Here is a 16,698-nt window from a genome sequence, read left to right on the forward strand (position 1 = left end):
CTCGCGAGGCCCTCGGGGGGCGGCGAAGGCTCTGGCACAGCGGGCGTCATTGGCCGAGCGTCGCAAGCCCGGCTGAATCAATGGTTACGGAGACATGACGTGCGGGATAGCGGGGGGAGGCTCCCCGGCGTCCACGGTGGCGGGGGCGGCGTACTCGCACGCCTGGAGTACGCCGCCCGACCTCGGCGTCGCTCAGGCGGTGCGGCGGCGCAGCAGCCGGAAGGCGGCCAGGACCGCGAGGGCGGTCACGGCGAGGACGACGCCGGTCTCCATGAGCTGTAGTGGCCAGAAGTGGGAGGCGGGGTGGTAGTCGCGGTAGAAGCCGACGACGTCGTGGTCGGCGAGGCACGTGAGGTCGTCGACGCAGATCGGGTCCTCGACGCGGGCGCCGGTGGAGGTGAGGGCCCCTTCGTCGACGAACATGCCGACGATCGACGGGTACTCGCCACGGTCGGTCAGGGTGCGCACCGGCCACAGGTGCGGGCGCAGGGTGGACAGGCCGTACGACACGACGATCAGGCTCATGACAGCGGTGGCCAGCGCGGGCAGGGCGCGGCGCACGGCCAGGCCCGCGAGGATGCCGAGCGCCAGGCCCAGCAGGGCGTAGGCGGGGGCGAGGGTGCCGTTGGCGAGGTAGGGGGCGCTGTCGTAAGGGTCGTACCAGTCGAGCTCGCGCAGCTGCGGGCCCTCCGCCGCCCAGGCGAGCCGGTGCAGCAGGGTGAGGGCGATCGTGCCGGAGACGATCAGCGCGGCCGGCACCGCCAGCTTGGCGGCCAGCCAGCGGACCGGCGTGACGGACTGCGTCCAGGCCAGCCGGGCCGTGCCGTCCTCCAGTTCCCGGCCGATCAGCGCACCGCCCGCCCAGGCGGCGGTGAGGAACGGGACGATGTTGATCAGCCCGGCGCCGACGGCCATGAGGGTGTTGTAGCGCTGGTGGGCGGGGCCGGTGTAGTCGCAGGACAGGCTTGGGCCGGGCGCGGCGCAGTCCATCTCGCGGTACTCCACGAGCGCGTCGTGCGCGCCCGGGCCGTACGCCCACAGCAGGGCGCCGGCGGCGACGGCCAGCAGCATCACCCAGAACCACAGCGCCGAGCGGTGCAGGCGGAACAGGACCCAGGTCAGGCCACGCGGCCGGGCCCCGCGCGCGGGGGCGGTCATGGTGGTCGCGGCGGTCATACGGTGGCCTCCTCGGGGGCGTCGAGGCGGAGTTCCGGCGCCTCGGGGGAACGCAGATGGGACAGGACCAGCTCCTCCAGGGACGGCTCGGCCGTCTCCCAGTCGGCGCCGAGCGGGCCCCGTGGCCGGACCAGGGCGGTGAGCTGGCGGCCGGTCGTGCGGGACTCGACGACGGTGTGCGGGCCGAGGTCGCCGGTCGCCGGGCCGGTCACGAGGGTGTGCGCGGCGAGCAGGTCGTCCAGCGGACCGGCCAGCCGGACCCGGCCCGCGCCGAGCAGCAGCAGGTGGTCGCAGGAGCCCTCCAGTTCGGCGACGACGTGCGAGGACATCACGACCGTGGTGCCGCGCTCGGCGGCGTCGGCCAGCAGCGTGCCCATCAGCTGGTGCCGGGCGAGCGGGTCCAGGTCGGCCATCGGCTCGTCGAGCAGTAGCAGCTCGGGCCGCTTGCCCAGCGCGAGGGCGAGCGCGACCCGGCTGCGCTGGCCGCCGGACAGGGTGCGGATCCTCGCGTCCGGGTCCAGGTCGCCGTCCGAGACGACCCGGTCGGCGACGGTGGCGTCCCAGACCCGGGGGTTGAGCTCCCGGCCCAGGCGCAGGGTCTCGCCGACGGTGAGCTGGGGGTGCAGGGGCTTGTCCTGGGCGACGTACGCCAGGCGCTCGCGGGCCTGGGCGGGGGTGCCGCCGAGGACGGTGAGCGTGCCCTCGGTGGGGGCGGTCAGTCCGGCGGCGAGGGCGAGGAGGGTCGACTTGCCTGCGCCGTTGGGGCCGACGACGGCGCATATGACGCCGGCGGGCAGCCGGAAGGCGCAGGACTGAAGCGCCTGCCGTCCCCGCCGCCGGAATCGCTTGCCCAGCGCGGCCGCCTCCATGGCGGTGTCGGTCATGCCTGGTCCCCCTCTTGTTCCGTGAACTGTTCATCGAGTACGGCGGTGAAGAGCGCGGCCACGTCCTCCCGCTCCAGCCCCGCCGCGCGTGCCCGCTCCGCCCAGGCCACCAGCTCCGCCCGCAACGGGGAGTCGGCCGGGGCGGCGCCCAGCGACCGCCGGACGAACGTGCCGAGGCCGCGCCGCGCCTCGACCAGGCCCTCGCGCTCCAGTTCGCGGTAGGCCTTGAGGACGGTGTTCGGGTTGATGGCCGTGGCCTCGACGACCTCGCGGGCCGTGGGCAGCTTGTCGCCGGGCCGCAACAGGCCCAGCCGTAGGGCCTGCTTGGTCTGTTGGACGATCTGGACGTAGGTGGCGACGCCGCTGCGCCGGTCGATGCGGTACTCGACCACTCGAACACCACCCTTTCACTAATTGAGTAGTGAAAGGGTGGTGCAAGAGAGGGGGCGGCGTCAAGATCGCCGCCCCCTCCCGGGGCTTATGTGCGCGTATGTCTCACGTCTCGGAGCGGTACATCAGGTCCGTCTCGTACGTCGTGAAGCCCATCCGCTCGTACACGCTCACCGCCGCCTTGTTGTCGGCGTCGACGTACAGCATCGCCGTCGGCAGCGCCTGCGCCGCCAGGTGCCGCAGGCCGATCGAGGTGAGCGCCTTGCCCAGCCCGGTCCCCTGCGCGCCCGGCGCGACACCGAGCACGTACACCTCGCCGAGCTGTTCCTCGGCGTGCACCTTCGTCCAGTGGAAGCCGACGAGTTCGTCGCCGCGGAAGGCGAGGAAGAAGCCCTCCGGGTCGAACCACGGCTCGGCCTTGCGGTCGTCGAGGTCCCGCTGGGTGAGTGAGCCCTGCTCGGGGTGGTGGGCGAAGGCGGCGGCGTTGACCGCCAGCCAGGCCGCGTCGTCCTGCCCCGGCACGAAGGTGCGCACGGTCACGCCCTGCGGCAGGGCCGGTTCGGGCAGGTCCAGTCCGGCCAACGGGCGCCGCATCTGGCGCAGTTCGCGGAACAGGGTCAGGCCCAGCACCTGGGCCAGATGCCGGGCGGCGGCGTGGCCGCCGTGCGCCCAGACCCGCAGCCGCTTGCCGGACGCGGCGAGCAGGGCGGCGCCGAGGGCGCGGCCGTGTCCGTGGCCGCGGTGCGAGGGGTGGACGACCAGTTCGGCGGCCGGCGCCTCCACCGGGTCGGTGTCCTCCAGTTGGGCGTAGCCGACGAGTTGGCCGTCGACGCTGAGCAGCAGATGGGACACGCCCTCGCGGGCGCCGCCACGGATCTGGAGCCGACCCTGCTCGGACACCGCCTGCTGGCCGTCGCCCCGCGCGGCCGCCGCGAGCAGATCGAGTACGGCCTCGGCCTGCTCCGGGGCGAGCGCGGCGTAGGTCTCGATGGAGCGGGAGAGGGGGCCGCCGGGCCGTGCGCTGTCGTCGCTGGTCATGCATATGAGGGTACGGGGCGGGGACGGCAAAGTGGCGGCACGGGGAGCGCGGGGGGAAACGCGCGGGAAAACGCCTGTGGATACCAGGATGTAACCATGAACCCCCTGTCGCGCTACGCGCGTTGACTCTAGGCTGCGGCCGGACGGAGCCACGTCCCACGAACCTCAGCCGACCCACCAGGGGGGCACATGCCGGCCACACCGAAGCGGCACCCGCACCACAGACGCCGTACCACCCGACTGCTCGCCGCAGCCGCCGGACTCACCACCGTCGGCGCGCTGGCGGCGGCGCTGCCGTCGACGGCGAGCGCCCACGACGACCGCGGCGGCCACCGGCCGAGCCGCTACCAGGACGTGCAGCTGCTGTCCTTCAACGACCTGCACGGCAACCTCGAACCGCCGGCCGGCTCCTCCGGCCGCGTCACCGAGGTGCACGAGGACGGCACGACCACGACCGTCGACGCGGGCGGCGTCGAGTACCTGGCCACGCATCTGCGCGAGGCGCGCAAGGGCAACAAGTACTCCATCACCGCGGCCGGCGGCGACATGGTCGGCGCCTCCCCGCTGATCTCGGGCCTGTTCCACGACGAGCCCACCATCGAGGCGCTGAACAAGCTCGACCTGGATGTGACGAGCGTCGGCAACCACGAGTTCGACGAGGGCGCCAAGGAGCTGGCCCGCCTCCAGAACGGCGGCTGCCACCCCACCGAGGGCTGCTACACGGACAAGAAGTTCAAGGGCGCCGACTTCCCGTACCTGGCGGCGAACGTCCTCGACGAGAAGACGAAGAAGCCCCTCCTCAAGCCGTACTGGGTGTGGAAGAAGAACGGCGTCAAGGTCGGCTTCATCGGCGTGACCCTGGAGGACACCCCGGACATCGTCTCCGCCGAGGGCGTGAAGGGCCTCACCTTCAAGGACGAGGTCGAGACGATCAACAAGTACGCCAAGGTCCTCCAGCGGCAGGGCGTGAAGTCGATCGTCGCCCTGGTCCACGAGGGCGGCTTCCCGGCCTCCTCGGCGTACAACTACGACTGTGACTCGCCGGGCGCGGGCGACGGCATCTCCGGCCCCATCGTCGACATCGCCAAGAACGTCACCCCGCAGGTCGACGCGCTGGTCACCGGCCACACCCACGCGGCGTACGTGTGCACGATCAATGACCCGTCGGGCAAGCCCCGTATGGTCACCTCGGCGTCCTCCTTCGGCCGCCTCTACACCGACACGACCCTGACGTACGACCGCTGGACGGGTGACATCGCCCGTACGGCCGTGAAGTCGGCGAACCACGTGGTCACCCGGGACGTCCCCAAGGCGCCGGACATGACCGAGCTGATCAGCAAGTGGAACACCCTCGCCGCCCCATCGGCAACCGCGCCATCGGCCACATCTCCGCCGACATCACCAACACCGGCACCGAGTCCCCGCTCGGCGACCTGATCGCCGACGCCCAGCTCGCGTACGGCAAGGAGCTGGACCCGGAGACCGACCTCGCGCTGATGAACCCCGGCGGCATCCGCGCGCCCCTCACCTACCCGGCCAAGGCCGGTGAGGGCGACGGCGTGGTGACGTACGCGGAGGGCTTCACGGTCCAGCCGTTCGCCAACACGGTCAACCTCCAGGACTTCACCGGCGCCCAGCTGGTCCAGGTCCTCAAGGAGCAGGTGAGCGGCGCCAACGCGGCCGCGCCGAAGGTGCTTCAGCCGTCGGCCGGACTGACGTACACCCTGGACCTGACGAAGAGCGGCGCCGACCGGGTCGTGACGGATTCCGTCAAGCTGAACGGCGCGGCGATCGACCCGTCGGCGGTGTACCGCGTCGCCACCAACAGCTTCCTCGCGGGCGGCGGCGACGGCTTCCCGACGCTGGGTCAGGGCACCAACGACCTCGTGGGCGTGGACGATCTGACGGCCCTGGAGAAGTACCTGACGGCCAACTCCTCGGCGACGAACCCGATCGCGCCGCCGGCGGCGAACCGGATCACGATCGTGAAGTGACCGTCTGACGCAGCCGGGGGGACGCATGGACCATGCGTCCCCCCGTTGTGCGTTTCAGGGTTGAGTGTTTCAGGACGCGCTCGGCGTCCAGTCGCCCAGCCAGTCGGCGACCTCCTGGCCCGTCGCCTGGGAGTCGGTCAGCTGCGGCCGGTCGGCGCTCGCGGACCCGGCGCCCGGGCCGGTGTTGCGGTACTCGGCGAACCGGTCGTTCTTCCAGGAGAAGCCACCCATGTCGGACCACGGGGTCGACCTGATCGCGGCGCTCAGGGTGCTGTCGCGGACAGTGGTCTGCGGGCGGAGCGAGGCGTCGCCGCCCGCGTGCCAGTTGCGGCCGAGGAAGAAGCTCGCGGCGGAGACGTCTCCGTTGACGGTCGAGCGGTTGACGAGGAAGCCCTTGCGGTCGGCGGGGGTGCTCGGCGCGGTGATGTAACCGGCGGACGTCCCGTCCCACCGCTTCTTCAGCGTCAGGACGGACCGGTCGATCACGGCGGTGGCCCGCCCGAAGACGAAGTCCACGTTGCCGGTGACGTAGGAGTTGGTCAGGTAGACCCGGCCGAGCCTGTCCTTGGCGGCGGTGTCGAGGAGGAGGGTGTCCTGGTCGCCGTTGACGATGATGCTGTCGAGGAACACCTTGTCGGCGGCGGTACGCAGCGCGACGGCCTGATGCCCACTGAGGCCCTGGTTGGCCTTCTCGTCGAAGTCGTTGGTGATGGTCAGGTTGCGGGCCTGGAAGTCGTCGGCCTCGACGGCGACGGTGGCGCTGCCGCTGGTGCCGTACGTGCCCGAGCCGTCGGGCTTGGGCGTCCCGGCGGCGTTGTTGTAGACGATGACGGTGTCCTTGCGGCTGCCGCCCGTGCCCTGGATGGTGACGTGCGGCTTGTCGGACGGCACCTTGACGGTCTCGCGGTACGTGCCCGGCTTGACGGCGATGACGACGCGGGAGGGGTTGTTCGCCGGGACGGCGTTGACGGCGGCCTGGACGGTGGAGTACTGGCCGGAGCCGTCCTTGGCGACGGTGAGGGTGGTGGCCGCTTTCGTGGTGGCAGCCGCGCTCGTACCGATGGACGTACGAGGTCCGGTACCGGACTTGAGAAGCGCCGGGACGTCCGCGGCCTTGTCGAGCGTGTAGGGGTAGTACGCCTTGGGATCGAAGGCGGTACCGCCGCTCTCGTTGCGGCCGCTGGTGCCGGAGAAGAGATTGCCGCGCTGGACGACGGTGGCGGTGGAGTCCTTGGTCACGGGGTTCTTGAAGCCCTGGAAGTAGGAGTTCTCCAGGACCATCTTCGTCTTCCCGCGGGAGTAGTTGCCGTAGGAGGACGTGATGCTGGTGTTGGGGGTGTCCTCCAGGAAGTTGTTGTAGAGGTGGGCGTGGGCGGCGTTGTCGGTGGACGGGTTGCGCTGCTCGGTCTCGCGGATCCAGTTGTGGTGGATCGTGATGTCGGTGACGACGTTCTCGGTCCAGCCGATGCCGAAGGCCTTGTTGTTGTCGCTCAGCCTGTTCCAGGAGACGGTGATGTTGGTGCTGTCCTTGCGGACGTCGATGAGCCCGTCGGCCATGTGCCGCAGATCGTTGTGGTCGATCCAGACGTGGTGGGCGCCGTCCATCTGAATGGCGTCGAAGTCGTGGTCCTTGTCGTTCCAGACGCCTTGGTACGAGTCCCGGATGGTCAGGTTCCGGATGATCACGTTGTGCACGCCGTTGCCGAGGAAGAACCCGCCGCCGACGATGTGCCCGGCGGTCCCGGACCCGACGATGGTCTTGTCGGAGGCGACCTTGATCTCCTTGCCGACGGGGTTCATGTTGATGGTGCCGGCGACGACGACGACATAGGGCTCGGCGGCGGTGGCGTACTTCTCCAGCTCGGCGAGGGTCCTGACGGTGACGGTCCTGCCGTCCCGCCCGCCGTACGTCCCCTTCTGGCCGAGGCTGTCGACGGAGGCGAAACCGTCGGCGGTGGCGGTGGCCCAGGAGGGGGCGGCGGCCTGTGCGGTGGGCTGCGCGTCGTCGCCGAAGACGCCGAAGACGGTGCCGTAGGCGAGGGTCGCGGCGACGGCGACCGCGGCGGGGACGCCGACCAGGAGGGCGCTTCTGCGGCGGCGGTGACGGGGCTTACTGCGGGGGGTGGTCATGCGCGGGTCCGTTTCGTGGGAAGGGTTCGTCACTGGGGAGTTGCCGCTGGGGGGTGGATGGTTGCCGGGGAACGTGGAGGGCGTAGGCAGGAGGAACAGCCGGGGTGAGAATGGCCCCAAGGCGGGGCGGGCTGGGCTGTGGCGTGGTTATGGTGGTCCCATGGCTGAGAACACGACCATCCAGGTGTCGCGGCAGGCTCGCGATCACCTCGCGCAGGTGGCCAAGGAGCGCGGCATGACGTTGGGGCAGCTTGTCGAGGAGCTGGCGCTTGCGCAGCCCACGGCAGAGCAGATCGCCGAGCGGGTGACGGCGGCGCGTAAGGCCCTGCGCGAGCGGATGGGGTGCACGCTCACGGACGAGGAGTTCGACGACGGCCCGGACGTCCTGGCCAACATCTACGCGATGGCCGCCGAGAAGACGCGAGCGCTTCGGGAGCGGGCTGCGTGATCATTCTCGACGCGGGCGCGGTGCTGGCGCTCGCGCGTGGGCACGAGGCCTTGCATCGGCTCGTCGACAACGTCGCGCACACGCCCAATGACTGGCTGCACGTCCCCGCGCTCTGTCTCATGCGGGCCGAGGAGAAGGACGAGGGCGTCGGGCGCGGGCTGCTGGCACTCCCGGGGATCAACGTCGACCCGTTGGGACAGACCGCCGCTGTGACGGTGGGCGGCATGGTGCGCGATGGATGGGGAGGTGCGGACACCTGCCACGCGATCTACGTGGCCACGCCGCATCTGGAGTCGGGCGGGATGTCGATCATTCTCACCGAACGCGAGGACGACTATCCGCCGGGCATGCTCACCGTCGACGTCGACTCACCCGGCATGCTCGGCGTTCATTGACGCGTTGACTGCGGGCGGCCGGTCGGTCAGGTCACCGTCAGCGGTTCGGCGCTGGTCCGACGAAAAACAGCGGCCGCGTCGAGGTTGGCGAAGGCTGCCCCGGCACCGTCGCCTACACAACCCCCGGCGGAGCCGTAGGCGCTCCCGGCAGTCGTACCGTCGCCGCCGTGCCGCCGCCCTCCGCCCGGGCCAGCGTGACCTTGCCGCCCGCCTGGTGCACCGTACGCGCGACGATCGACAGGCCGAGGCCCGAGCCGGGCAACGCACGCGCCGAAGGGGAGCGCCAGAAACGGTCGAAGACGTGGGGGAGCTCGTCGGCCGGGATGCCCGGGCCGTGGTCGCGGACCGTCAGGACGCCGTCGGTGAGCTCGACCTCGATCGTGCCGTTGTCCGGGCTGAACTTCACCGCGTTGTCCAGGATGTTGACCACCGCCCGCTCCAGTGCCGACGGCTCCGCCCGTACGTACCAGGGCTGCACGTCGGCCGTGATCGTCAGCTCCGGGCCGCGCAGGCGGGCGCGGCGCAGGGCCGACTCGACGGTGTCGTGGAAGGCGATCACCTGCGTCCTGCCCGTGTGCAGACCCGTGTCCGGGCGGGACAGCTCCTGCAAGTCGCCGATCAGCGCGGCCAGTTCCGTCATCTGCGCCTTCACCGAGGCGAGCAGCGCCTTGCGGTCGGCCTCGGGCAGGGGGCGGCCGGTTTCCTCGCTGCGGGTGAGGAGTTCGATGTTGGTGCGGAGGGACGTCAGGGGGGTGCGCAGTTCGTGGCCGGCGTCCGCGATCAACTGCTGTTGCAGCTCGCGGGAGCTGGCCAGCGCCGACGTCATCGAGTTGAAGGAGTGGGAGAGCCGGGCGACCTCGTCCTCGCTGTCGTCCTCCACGGGGATGCGGATGGTGAGGTCCTCGGTGCGGGCGACGTGCTCCACGGCTTCGGTGAGTTTGTCGACGGGGCGAAGACCAGCGCGGGCCACTGCCAGACCGGCGGCTCCGGCCCCCACGACTCCGATGCCGGAGACGATCAGGAGCAGCAGGGCGAGCTCGTTGAGGGTGCGCTGAGTGCCCTTCAGGGAGATACCGAGGACCAGCGCGGAGTCCTCGGCGACGTACTGTTCGCCGGGCCCGAGCTTGACCACGAGCGCCGTGGTCAGCACCCGCACCGACGCGCCGTCGCTGTCCTTGCCGGTGCGCAGCGTGAACTCCCGCTCCTGCGGGGCCTCGGCCACGGCCGTGTCGCTGTCGGTGACCGCGACCGTGCCCGCGGAACCGGCGAACGGACAGGCCTCGCCGTCCGCCCGCACGATCTGGACGTAGCTGTCGGACCGGGGCCCGAGCGGGCCGGTGGCCGGCGACTGGCCGCAGGCGCCGAGGGCCGCCGCGACGTCGATGCGCGACACGGAACCGATGGACGACTGCAGATCGTTGTCGATCTCGTCGTACAGCTTGTCCCGCACCACGAACCAGCAGCTCACCGAGACCGCCGCCACCGCGAACGCCACCGCCGCCGCCACCAGCAGCGACAGTCGCGTCCGGATCGGCAGGGTGCGGAAGCGGCGTACTACCTTGTTCACTCCGCGCCGCCCTGCCGCAACACGTACCCCACACCCCGCACCGTGTGGACAAGACGCGGCTCGCCGCCCGCCTCCGTCTTGCGGCGCAGGTACATGACGTACACGTCCAGCGAGTTCGACGACGGCTCGAAGTCGAAGCCCCACACCGCCTTCAGGATCTGCTCCCGGGTGAGCACCTGACGCGGGTGGGCCATGAACATCTCGAGGAGCGTGAACTCCGTGCGCGTCAGCTCCACCGGCCGCCCACCCCGCGTCACCTCCCGCGTCGCGAGATCCATCCGCAGGTCGGCGAAGACCAGCGCCTCGTCCTCCTGCGTCCCGGCCGCCGCCAACGCCGCCGCGTACGAACTGCGCCGCAGCAGGGCGCGGATACGGGCGAACAGCTCGTCCAGTTCGAAGGGCTTGACCAGGTAGTCGTCCGCCCCGGCGTCCAGTCCCGTCACCCGGTCGCCGACCGTGTCGCGGGCCGTGAGCATCAGGATGGGCGTCGTGTCCCCGGCGCCCCGGATGCGGCGCGCGGCGGTCAGGCCGTCCATGCGGGGCATCTGGATGTCGAGGACGACCAGGTCGGGCCGGTACGCGGTCGCCTTCTCCAGGGCGTCCGCGCCGTCGACCGCGACCTCCGTGTCGTACCCCTCGAAGGCGAGGCTGCGCTGGAGTGCTTCGCGCACCGCCGGCTCGTCGTCGACGATGAGGATGCGCTGCGGGTCACGGTCGCCTTCGGCGGGGCTCATGGGCGTTGGATTCCTCGGGTGCGGTGGGACGACAGGGGATGCTCGACGCCTTCAGCCTCGCATGCTTCCCCGCCGCGGCGTGAAGAACAGCGTTGGATGAGATCAGTCGCGCATCGCCGTGAGCCGGTTCAGCGGCACCTTGCGGCGGTGCGGGCGGGCAGCCGTGCCACGCAGGCCCATCATCTGCGGGACCGCAACCTCGGGCGCCCGGGGCGGTGCCGTCGGCGCGTGCAGTTCGTACGCCACGTCGAGGGCCAGGGCGAGGTCGGCCGCGCCGACATCCGTCACCTTGTGCGAAACCTGCTTGATCATGACGTACTCCTAGTCGGTGGAGCCCGCCCGCAACGTGGCAAGGTCGGCCTTGACGGTGTTGATCGGGATCGCGAAGCCGAGGCCCACGCTGCCCGCGTCGGACGACGAGCCCGCCGCCGAGTACATCGCCGAGTTGATCCCGATGATGTTGCCGTTCATGTCGATCAGCGCGCCGCCGGAGTTGCCGGGGTTGAGGGACGCGTCGGTCTGTATCGCCTTGTACGTCGTCGTCGACGACCCGGTGTCGCCGTTGAACTCCTGGCCACCGAACTCGAACGGCCAGCCGCCGCCCGGCCGCTGCTGCTGCTGCTGACCCTCGCCCGTCGACACCGTCACATCGCGGTTCAGCGCCGAGACGATGCCGCTGGTCACCGTCCCGGTCAGCCCCTCGGGTGAGCCGATCGCCACGACCTCGTCACCGACCTGCACGCCGTCGGAGTCACCGAGGGTGGCCGCTGTCAGGCCGGAGGCGTCGTCCAGCTTGATCAGGGCGAGGTCCTTGCCGCTGTCGGTGCCGACGACCTGCGCGCTGTAGGACTTGCCGTCGCTGGTCGTCACCTTGACCTGGGACGCGCCGGAGACCACGTGGTTGTTGGTGATGATCTCGCCGTCGCTGGTGATGATCACGCCCGACCCGGTGGACGAACCGGCGTTCGAGGTGGCGTTGATCTCGACGATGCTCGGGCTGACCGCCTTGGCGACGCCGGCGACCGTGCCCTTCTGGCTGGAGGGCACGACGTTCGTGCTGGTGCTGGAGGAGGCCACCGTGTCGCTGCCGGCCAGCTCCTGGATGCCGTACGCCGTGCCGCCGCCGACGGCCGCGGCGACGATGGCCACGGCGGCCAGCAGCCCGACCGGCCCCGGGGTGCGCTTCTTCCGCGCCGGCGCGGGGGAGACCGGCTCGGTGAGGAGCGCGGTGGGCTGGTGTGCGGGCGGAGGAGGCCACTCGGGGTTCACGGGAGTGGAGGCGTACTGCTGGTTGCCCTGGTACGGGTTCTCGTACTCGCCGCTGGGGCGGAGGCTCTCGGTCATGTCCATGAGCTTGTCGCCCGACCATGAGAGCTCCCTGAGTGCTCCCTGAGAAGCCCGGCAGAACCTCGTATGCCCGATATAAAGACGCTTCTCGCAGGTCGTCGACGTCTCTCAGAGACGCCTCATGGAGCGGTCACTCGCAGCCGCAGGACCGCCGCACCATCAGCCGCGACGGAAACACCTTCAGCCGCTCCCGCCGCGACCCCGCGACCCGCAGTCCGTCGTCGAGGACGAGGTCCACCGCGGCGCGCGCCATCGCCGACCGGTCGGAGGCGATCGTGGTCAGCGGCGGGTCCGCCAGCGCCGCCTCCTTGATGTCGTCGAAGCCGGCCACCGCCAGCTCCCCGGGCACGTCGATCCGCAGCTCGCGGGCCGCGCGCAGCAGACCGATGGCCTGGTCGTCGGTGGAGCAGAAGATCGCGGGCGGACGATCCGGCCCCGACAGCATCTCCAGGGCCACCCGGTAGGCGTCGTAGCGGTTGTACGGCGCCTCGAAGAGCCGTCCCTCGGTGGGCAGCCCGGCCTCGGTCATCGCGCGCCGCCAGCCCTCGACGTGGTCGGAGACCGGGTCACCGACGGCCGGGGTCTCGGCGGTGCCGCCCATACAGGCGACGTACTCGTAGCCGTGTTCCAGCAGATGGCGTACGGCGAGCTGGGCGCCGCCCAGGTCGTCGGTCACGACGGCGACGTCGTCGATGGCCTCGGGGCGCTCGTGGAGGAGGACGACCCGGGCGTCCCAGGCCTCGATCTCGGCGGCGGCCAGGTCGTTCAGCGCGTGGCTGACCAGGATCAGCCCGGAGACCCGCATCCCGAGGAAGGCCCGCAGGTAGTGGACCTCGCGCTCGCCGACGTAGTCGGAGTTGCCGACCAGCACCATCTTTCCGCGCTCGGCCGCCGCCCACTCCACCGCGTGCGCCATCTCACCGAAGAACGGCTGACGGGCGTCCGGGACGATCAGGCCTATGAGGTCGGTGCGCCGGGAGGCCATCGCCTGGGCCACCCGGTCGGGCCGGTAGCCCAGCTCCTTGATGGCGGCGAGGACACGCTCGCGCGTGGCCGGGGCGACCGGCCGGGGTCCGTTGTTGATGACATAGCTGACCACGGCGGTGGAGGTCCCCGCCAGCCGCGCCACATCATCCCGAGTCACCTTGGCCACGCGCGGAGTCTACGCGGATGGACCAGCTCTGGGCAGGGCGTACGGCGTCTTGTGCGTACCCATGCACAAGACGGCGCACCCCCTGACGGGCGCCCGTGCGCCGGTTACGCGTCGGCCCGGGCCTCGGCGGCGCTCAACGGCGCCGTCTCGTCCGCATCCTCCGGCTTTGGCCGGGCGGCCTTGGCCTTGGCCTCGTCCGCGGCGCGGTCCACCTTCTCCGGCGTAACGAATCGATAACCGACGTTCCGGACGGTCCCGATCAGCGACTCGTGCTCGGGTCCGAGCTTGGCGCGCAGTCGTCGTACGTGGACGTCGACCGTACGGGTGCCGCCGAAGTAGTCGTAGCCCCAGACCTCCTGGAGCAGCTGGGCGCGGGTGAAGACGCGGCCCGGGTGCTGTGCCAGGTACTTCAGGAGCTCGAACTCCTTGAAGGTGAGGTCGAGGACGCGCCCCTTGAGCTTGGCGCTGTAGGTGGCCTCGTCCACGGACAGGTCGCCGTTGCGGATCTCCATGGGGGAATCGTCGTTGACGATCTGCTGCCGGCCCATGGCGAGGCGGAGGCGTGCCTCGACTTCGGCGGGGCCGGCGGTGTCGAGGAGTACGTCGTCGATGCCCCAGTCGGCGGTGACGGCGGCGAGGCCGCCCTCGGTCACCACGAGGATGAGGGGACAGCCGGGGCCGGTGGAGCGCAGCAGCTGGCAGAGGCTGCGCACCTGGGGGAGGTCACGCCGGCCGTCGACGAGGATGACGTCGGCGCCCGGGGTGTCGACGAGGGCGGGTCCTTCCGCCGGAGCCACGCGCACGTTGTGCAGCAGCAGGCCGAGCGCCGGCAGCACTTCCGTCGACGGCTGGAGAGCGTTGGTCAGGAGCAGCAGAGAACTCATACGTCTGGTTCCTCCTCGGTCCCTGCGAGGACGTTTGCGGTACTGCGCTGCGATCCCGGGGCCCGTACACCTGCGGTCACCTGCGGTTTTCCGCCTCGTATACAACGCTTCCGAAAGCACAAAAGGACCCGGGGGCTACGTTGCCCGAGTCCTCTGCCCAGCAGAATAGCCCACATGAGCAACGGTCCGGCAGGCCAAGCGGCACGATCCACCGCCGTTCGTCCGAACTGTGAGACGTCCGGGGCAGGTAGATCCGCACTATTGCGGACGTTTCTGCACACCGCCGACGGTGTGCGGATCGACGCCGTATACGAGCCGGGTGCGGCTGTATACGAAACTTTGACGCCACCTTCCGACCATCCGGCGTTCGTCGTGGCGCACGGCTTCACCGGCGACGCGGACAAGCCGCACGTGCGCCGGGTCGCCGGGGTGTTCGCCCGGTACGGCGCCGTGGTCACGTTCTCCTTCCGGGGCCACGGGGCGTCCGGCGGGCGCTCGACCGTCGGCGACCGTGAGGTGTTCGATCTGGCGGCGGCGGTGGCGTGGGCGCGGGAACAGGGGCACGCGCGCGTGGTGACCGTCGGCTTCTCCATGGGCGGCTCGGTGGTGCTCCGGCACGCCGCGCTGCACGGCCGGCAGACCGAGGCGGTGGTGTCGGTGAGCGCCCCGGCCCGCTGGTACTACCGGGGTACGGCCCCCATGCGCCGCGTCCACTGGCTGGTGACCCGCCCCGAGGGTCGCCTGCTCGGCCGCTACGGCCTGCGCACCCGCATCCACCACCGGGGCTGGAACCCCGTGCCGCTCTCGCCGGTCGAGGCGGTCCCCCGGATCGCGCCGACGCCGCTGCTGATCGTCCACGGCGACCGCGACGGCTACTTCCCCGTCGACCACCCCCACATGCTGGCCGCGGCCGCCGGTGACCACGGCGAACTCTGGCTGGAGCCCGGCATGGGCCACGCCGAGCACGCCGCGACCGACGAGCTCCTGGCCCGGATCGGGGACTGGGCTGTCGGTGCGGCGGGCTAGCCTGGCGGTATTCACAGCCAGGCCGATTGACTCGAGGACGAGATGGCAAAGGTCACGGTGCGCTACTGGGCGGCCGCGAAGGCCGCGGCGGGAATCGCCGAGGAGCCCTTCGACGCGGACACGCTCGCCGAGGCGCTCGCCGCCGTGCGCGAGCGACACCCCGGCGAACTGGTGCGCGTCCTGCAGCGATGCTCGTTCCTCGTCGACGGTGACCCCGTGGGCACCCGCGGGCATGAGACGGTACGGCTGGCCGAGGGCGGCACGGTCGAGGTGCTCCCGCCGTTCGCAGGAGGGTGACCACACCGATGAGCAACCAGCCGTACGAGGGCGCGTACGACGGCGGGTACGACCCGTACCAGCAGGGACAGCCTCCGTACCAGCAGGGGCAGCCTCCGCACCAACAGGGACAGTCCCAGTACCGGCAGGGGCAGCCCCAGTACCAGCAGGGCCGGCCCCAGTACCAGCAGGCCCCGCCGTACCAGGCGGGGCAGCCTCAGTACCAGCAGGCCCAGTACCAGCAGCCGCACGCCGCCGCCCAGTACACCCAGCAGTGGGAGGGCCAGACCTGGGACACGCAGGGCCGGCCGACCCCGGCGTACGTCCCGCAGCAGCCCCCGGAGAGCGGGCAGTGGGCGCAGCAGCCGAACGAGCGGCCCCAGCAGGCCCCCGAGGCCCCGGCCGCCCCGGAGGCGCCGCTCACGGCCGCTCAGCGGGCCCGGCTCGAAGGGCGGTCGCCGATCATCGAGCCCGGGCTGCGGCCCGCCGCGCTCACCGCGGTGCTCGGCCTGCTGCTGGCCGGTGGCGCGGCGCTCGGCTCGTACGCCCTGCTCGTCCCGCTGGTCCTGCTCCAGGCCGTCACGGCCGCGGGCTGGTTCCGGCTGAACGGGATGTGGCCGGCCCGGCAGGGCATCGCGCTGGCGTTCGCGGGGGCGCTGACCGCCGACGTGGCGCTGCTGGTCGCGGGCCGTGAGCAGGCGCCCGCGGCGATCCTCGGCACGCTCGGGGTGTGGGTGCTGCTGACCCTCGTGCTGCAACTGCGCTCGCACGCCGACCCCGATACGCGGATGTACGGCCTGATGGCGACCGTCGTCTCGGCCGCGCTGGCCGTCGTCGCGACCGGCTATCTGGCCGCCGAGCCGGACGCGGTCACCGTCGGCGCCGCCGCCGTGGCCGTGGCGGTCCTCGCCCGTGCGCTGCCGCTGCCCACGCCGGCCTCGGTGGTCGTCGCGCTGCTCGCGGCGGCCGGAGCGGGCATCGCGGTGGGCGGGATCACCGGCGTGGGGAACGGGGGCGCGCTGCTCGGCGCGGCCGCCGGGGTGTGCGCGCTGATCGGGCACCGGGTGGCGAGCTACGACTACCCGTCCCGGTTCGTCCACTTCACGGCCGGTGTGGCCCTGCCGCTGAGCGCTGCGGCGCCGGTGCTGTGGGTGCTGGGGCGCGCGCTGGTCTGACGTACCGCCTGTCACAGGTGATCGACAATTTCCCGGCGGGTGTTCCCTTTGGCGTTACGGTGACCGTCGTCCGTCACTGAC

At 71.3% G+C, this 16,698-nt stretch carries 16 protein-coding genes and 1 pseudogene; 6 read left to right on the forward strand and 11 right to left on the reverse strand.

Going from position 1 to position 16,698, the window contains the following annotated elements; translation table 11 throughout:
- Window positions 1-192: 192 nt before the first annotated feature.
- The 4 genes from I2W78_RS20980 to mshD form a co-directional block, all read right to left on the reverse strand.
- Complete coding sequence (locus tag I2W78_RS20980) at window positions 193-1,176, reverse strand: ABC transporter permease (protein ID WP_196461804.1); 984 nt, start codon at window positions 1,174-1,176, stop codon at window positions 193-195.
- Window positions 1,173-2,060, reverse strand: a complete 888-nt coding sequence (locus tag I2W78_RS20985; protein WP_196461805.1) for an ABC transporter ATP-binding protein — start codon at window positions 2,058-2,060, stop codon at window positions 1,173-1,175. Before I2W78_RS20985 ends, I2W78_RS20980 begins: the two co-directional genes overlap by 4 nt.
- Complete coding sequence (locus I2W78_RS20990; RefSeq protein ID WP_196461806.1) at window positions 2,057-2,452, reverse strand: GntR family transcriptional regulator; 396 nt, start codon at window positions 2,450-2,452, stop codon at window positions 2,057-2,059. Before I2W78_RS20990 ends, I2W78_RS20985 begins: the two co-directional genes overlap by 4 nt.
- A 103-nt stretch (window positions 2,453-2,555) precedes the next feature.
- Window positions 2,556-3,488: a mycothiol synthase gene (gene mshD / locus I2W78_RS20995; protein ID WP_196461807.1), complete on the reverse strand. Its 933-nt coding sequence runs from the start codon at window positions 3,486-3,488 to the stop codon at window positions 2,556-2,558.
- Window positions 3,489-3,677: 189 nt separating this feature from the next.
- On the opposite strand from mshD, the pseudogene I2W78_RS21000 reads away from it, so the two are divergent.
- Window positions 3,678-5,482 (forward strand): annotated as a pseudogene (locus I2W78_RS21000) (bifunctional metallophosphatase/5'-nucleotidase).
- Window positions 5,483-5,551: 69 nt separating this feature from the next.
- Here I2W78_RS21000 and I2W78_RS21005 read toward each other — a convergent pair.
- Window positions 5,552-7,612, reverse strand: coding sequence for a pectinesterase family protein (locus tag I2W78_RS21005; RefSeq protein ID WP_196461808.1), 2,061 nt, complete (start codon window positions 7,610-7,612; stop codon window positions 5,552-5,554).
- Between the two features lie 160 nt (window positions 7,613-7,772).
- Here I2W78_RS21005 and I2W78_RS21010 point away from each other — a divergent pair, with 160 nt between their 5' ends.
- On the forward strand, window positions 7,773-8,060 hold the full coding sequence (locus I2W78_RS21010) for a hypothetical protein (RefSeq protein WP_196461809.1): 288 nt from the start codon (window positions 7,773-7,775) through the stop codon (window positions 8,058-8,060).
- A complete protein-coding gene (locus I2W78_RS21015; protein ID WP_196461810.1) occupies window positions 8,057-8,455 on the forward strand; it encodes a hypothetical protein in 399 nt (132 codons plus the stop codon). Before I2W78_RS21010 ends, I2W78_RS21015 begins: the two co-directional genes overlap by 4 nt.
- A 112-nt stretch (window positions 8,456-8,567) precedes the next feature.
- Here I2W78_RS21015 and I2W78_RS21020 read toward each other — a convergent pair whose 3' ends face one another.
- The 6 genes from I2W78_RS21020 to I2W78_RS21045 all read right to left on the reverse strand — a co-directional run bounded on the left by I2W78_RS21020 (window position 8,568) and on the right by I2W78_RS21045 (window position 14,140).
- Entirely contained in the window at window positions 8,568-10,022 is a 1,455-nt protein-coding gene (locus I2W78_RS21020; RefSeq protein WP_196461811.1) for a sensor histidine kinase, read from the reverse strand.
- Window positions 10,019-10,756: a response regulator transcription factor gene (locus tag I2W78_RS21025; protein WP_196461812.1), complete on the reverse strand. Its 738-nt coding sequence runs from the start codon at window positions 10,754-10,756 to the stop codon at window positions 10,019-10,021. Before I2W78_RS21025 ends, I2W78_RS21020 begins: the two co-directional genes overlap by 4 nt.
- A gap of 102 nt (window positions 10,757-10,858) precedes the next feature.
- On the reverse strand, window positions 10,859-11,068 hold the full coding sequence (locus I2W78_RS21030) for a hypothetical protein (RefSeq protein ID WP_196461813.1): 210 nt from the start codon (window positions 11,066-11,068) through the stop codon (window positions 10,859-10,861).
- A gap of 9 nt (window positions 11,069-11,077) precedes the next feature.
- The gene (locus I2W78_RS21035) at window positions 11,078-12,100 is read right to left on the reverse strand and encodes a S1C family serine protease (protein ID WP_196461814.1); all 1,023 of its coding nucleotides are present in this window, start codon (window positions 12,098-12,100) and stop codon (window positions 11,078-11,080) included.
- Between the two features lie 133 nt (window positions 12,101-12,233).
- A complete protein-coding gene (locus I2W78_RS21040; protein ID WP_196461815.1) occupies window positions 12,234-13,256 on the reverse strand; it encodes a LacI family DNA-binding transcriptional regulator in 1,023 nt (340 codons plus the stop codon).
- Between the two features lie 104 nt (window positions 13,257-13,360).
- Window positions 13,361-14,140, reverse strand: coding sequence for a response regulator transcription factor (locus I2W78_RS21045; RefSeq protein ID WP_196461816.1), 780 nt, complete (start codon window positions 14,138-14,140; stop codon window positions 13,361-13,363).
- A 174-nt stretch (window positions 14,141-14,314) separates the two neighbouring features.
- On the opposite strand from I2W78_RS21045, the gene I2W78_RS21050 reads away from it, so the two are divergent.
- Genes I2W78_RS21050 through I2W78_RS21060 form a run of 3 tightly spaced genes read left to right on the forward strand, consistent with a single transcriptional unit; the run spans window position 14,315 to window position 16,617 of the window.
- Window positions 14,315-15,166 carry an alpha/beta hydrolase gene (locus tag I2W78_RS21050; protein WP_196461817.1) on the forward strand — a complete coding sequence of 284 codons (852 nt, stop codon included), beginning with the start codon at window positions 14,315-14,317 and terminating at the stop codon, window positions 15,164-15,166.
- 42 nt (window positions 15,167-15,208) lie between these two features.
- Window positions 15,209-15,463: a MoaD/ThiS family protein gene (locus I2W78_RS21055; RefSeq protein ID WP_196461818.1), complete on the forward strand. Its 255-nt coding sequence runs from the start codon at window positions 15,209-15,211 to the stop codon at window positions 15,461-15,463.
- An 8-nt stretch (window positions 15,464-15,471) separates the two neighbouring features.
- A complete protein-coding gene (locus tag I2W78_RS21060; protein WP_196461819.1) occupies window positions 15,472-16,617 on the forward strand; it encodes a hypothetical protein in 1,146 nt (381 codons plus the stop codon).
- The last annotated feature ends 81 nt before the right edge of the window (window positions 16,618-16,698 follow it).

It is taken from the genome of Streptomyces spinoverrucosus, from assembly GCF_015712165.1.
GTDB lineage: Bacteria > Actinomycetota > Actinomycetes > Streptomycetales > Streptomycetaceae > Streptomyces > Streptomyces spinoverrucosus_A.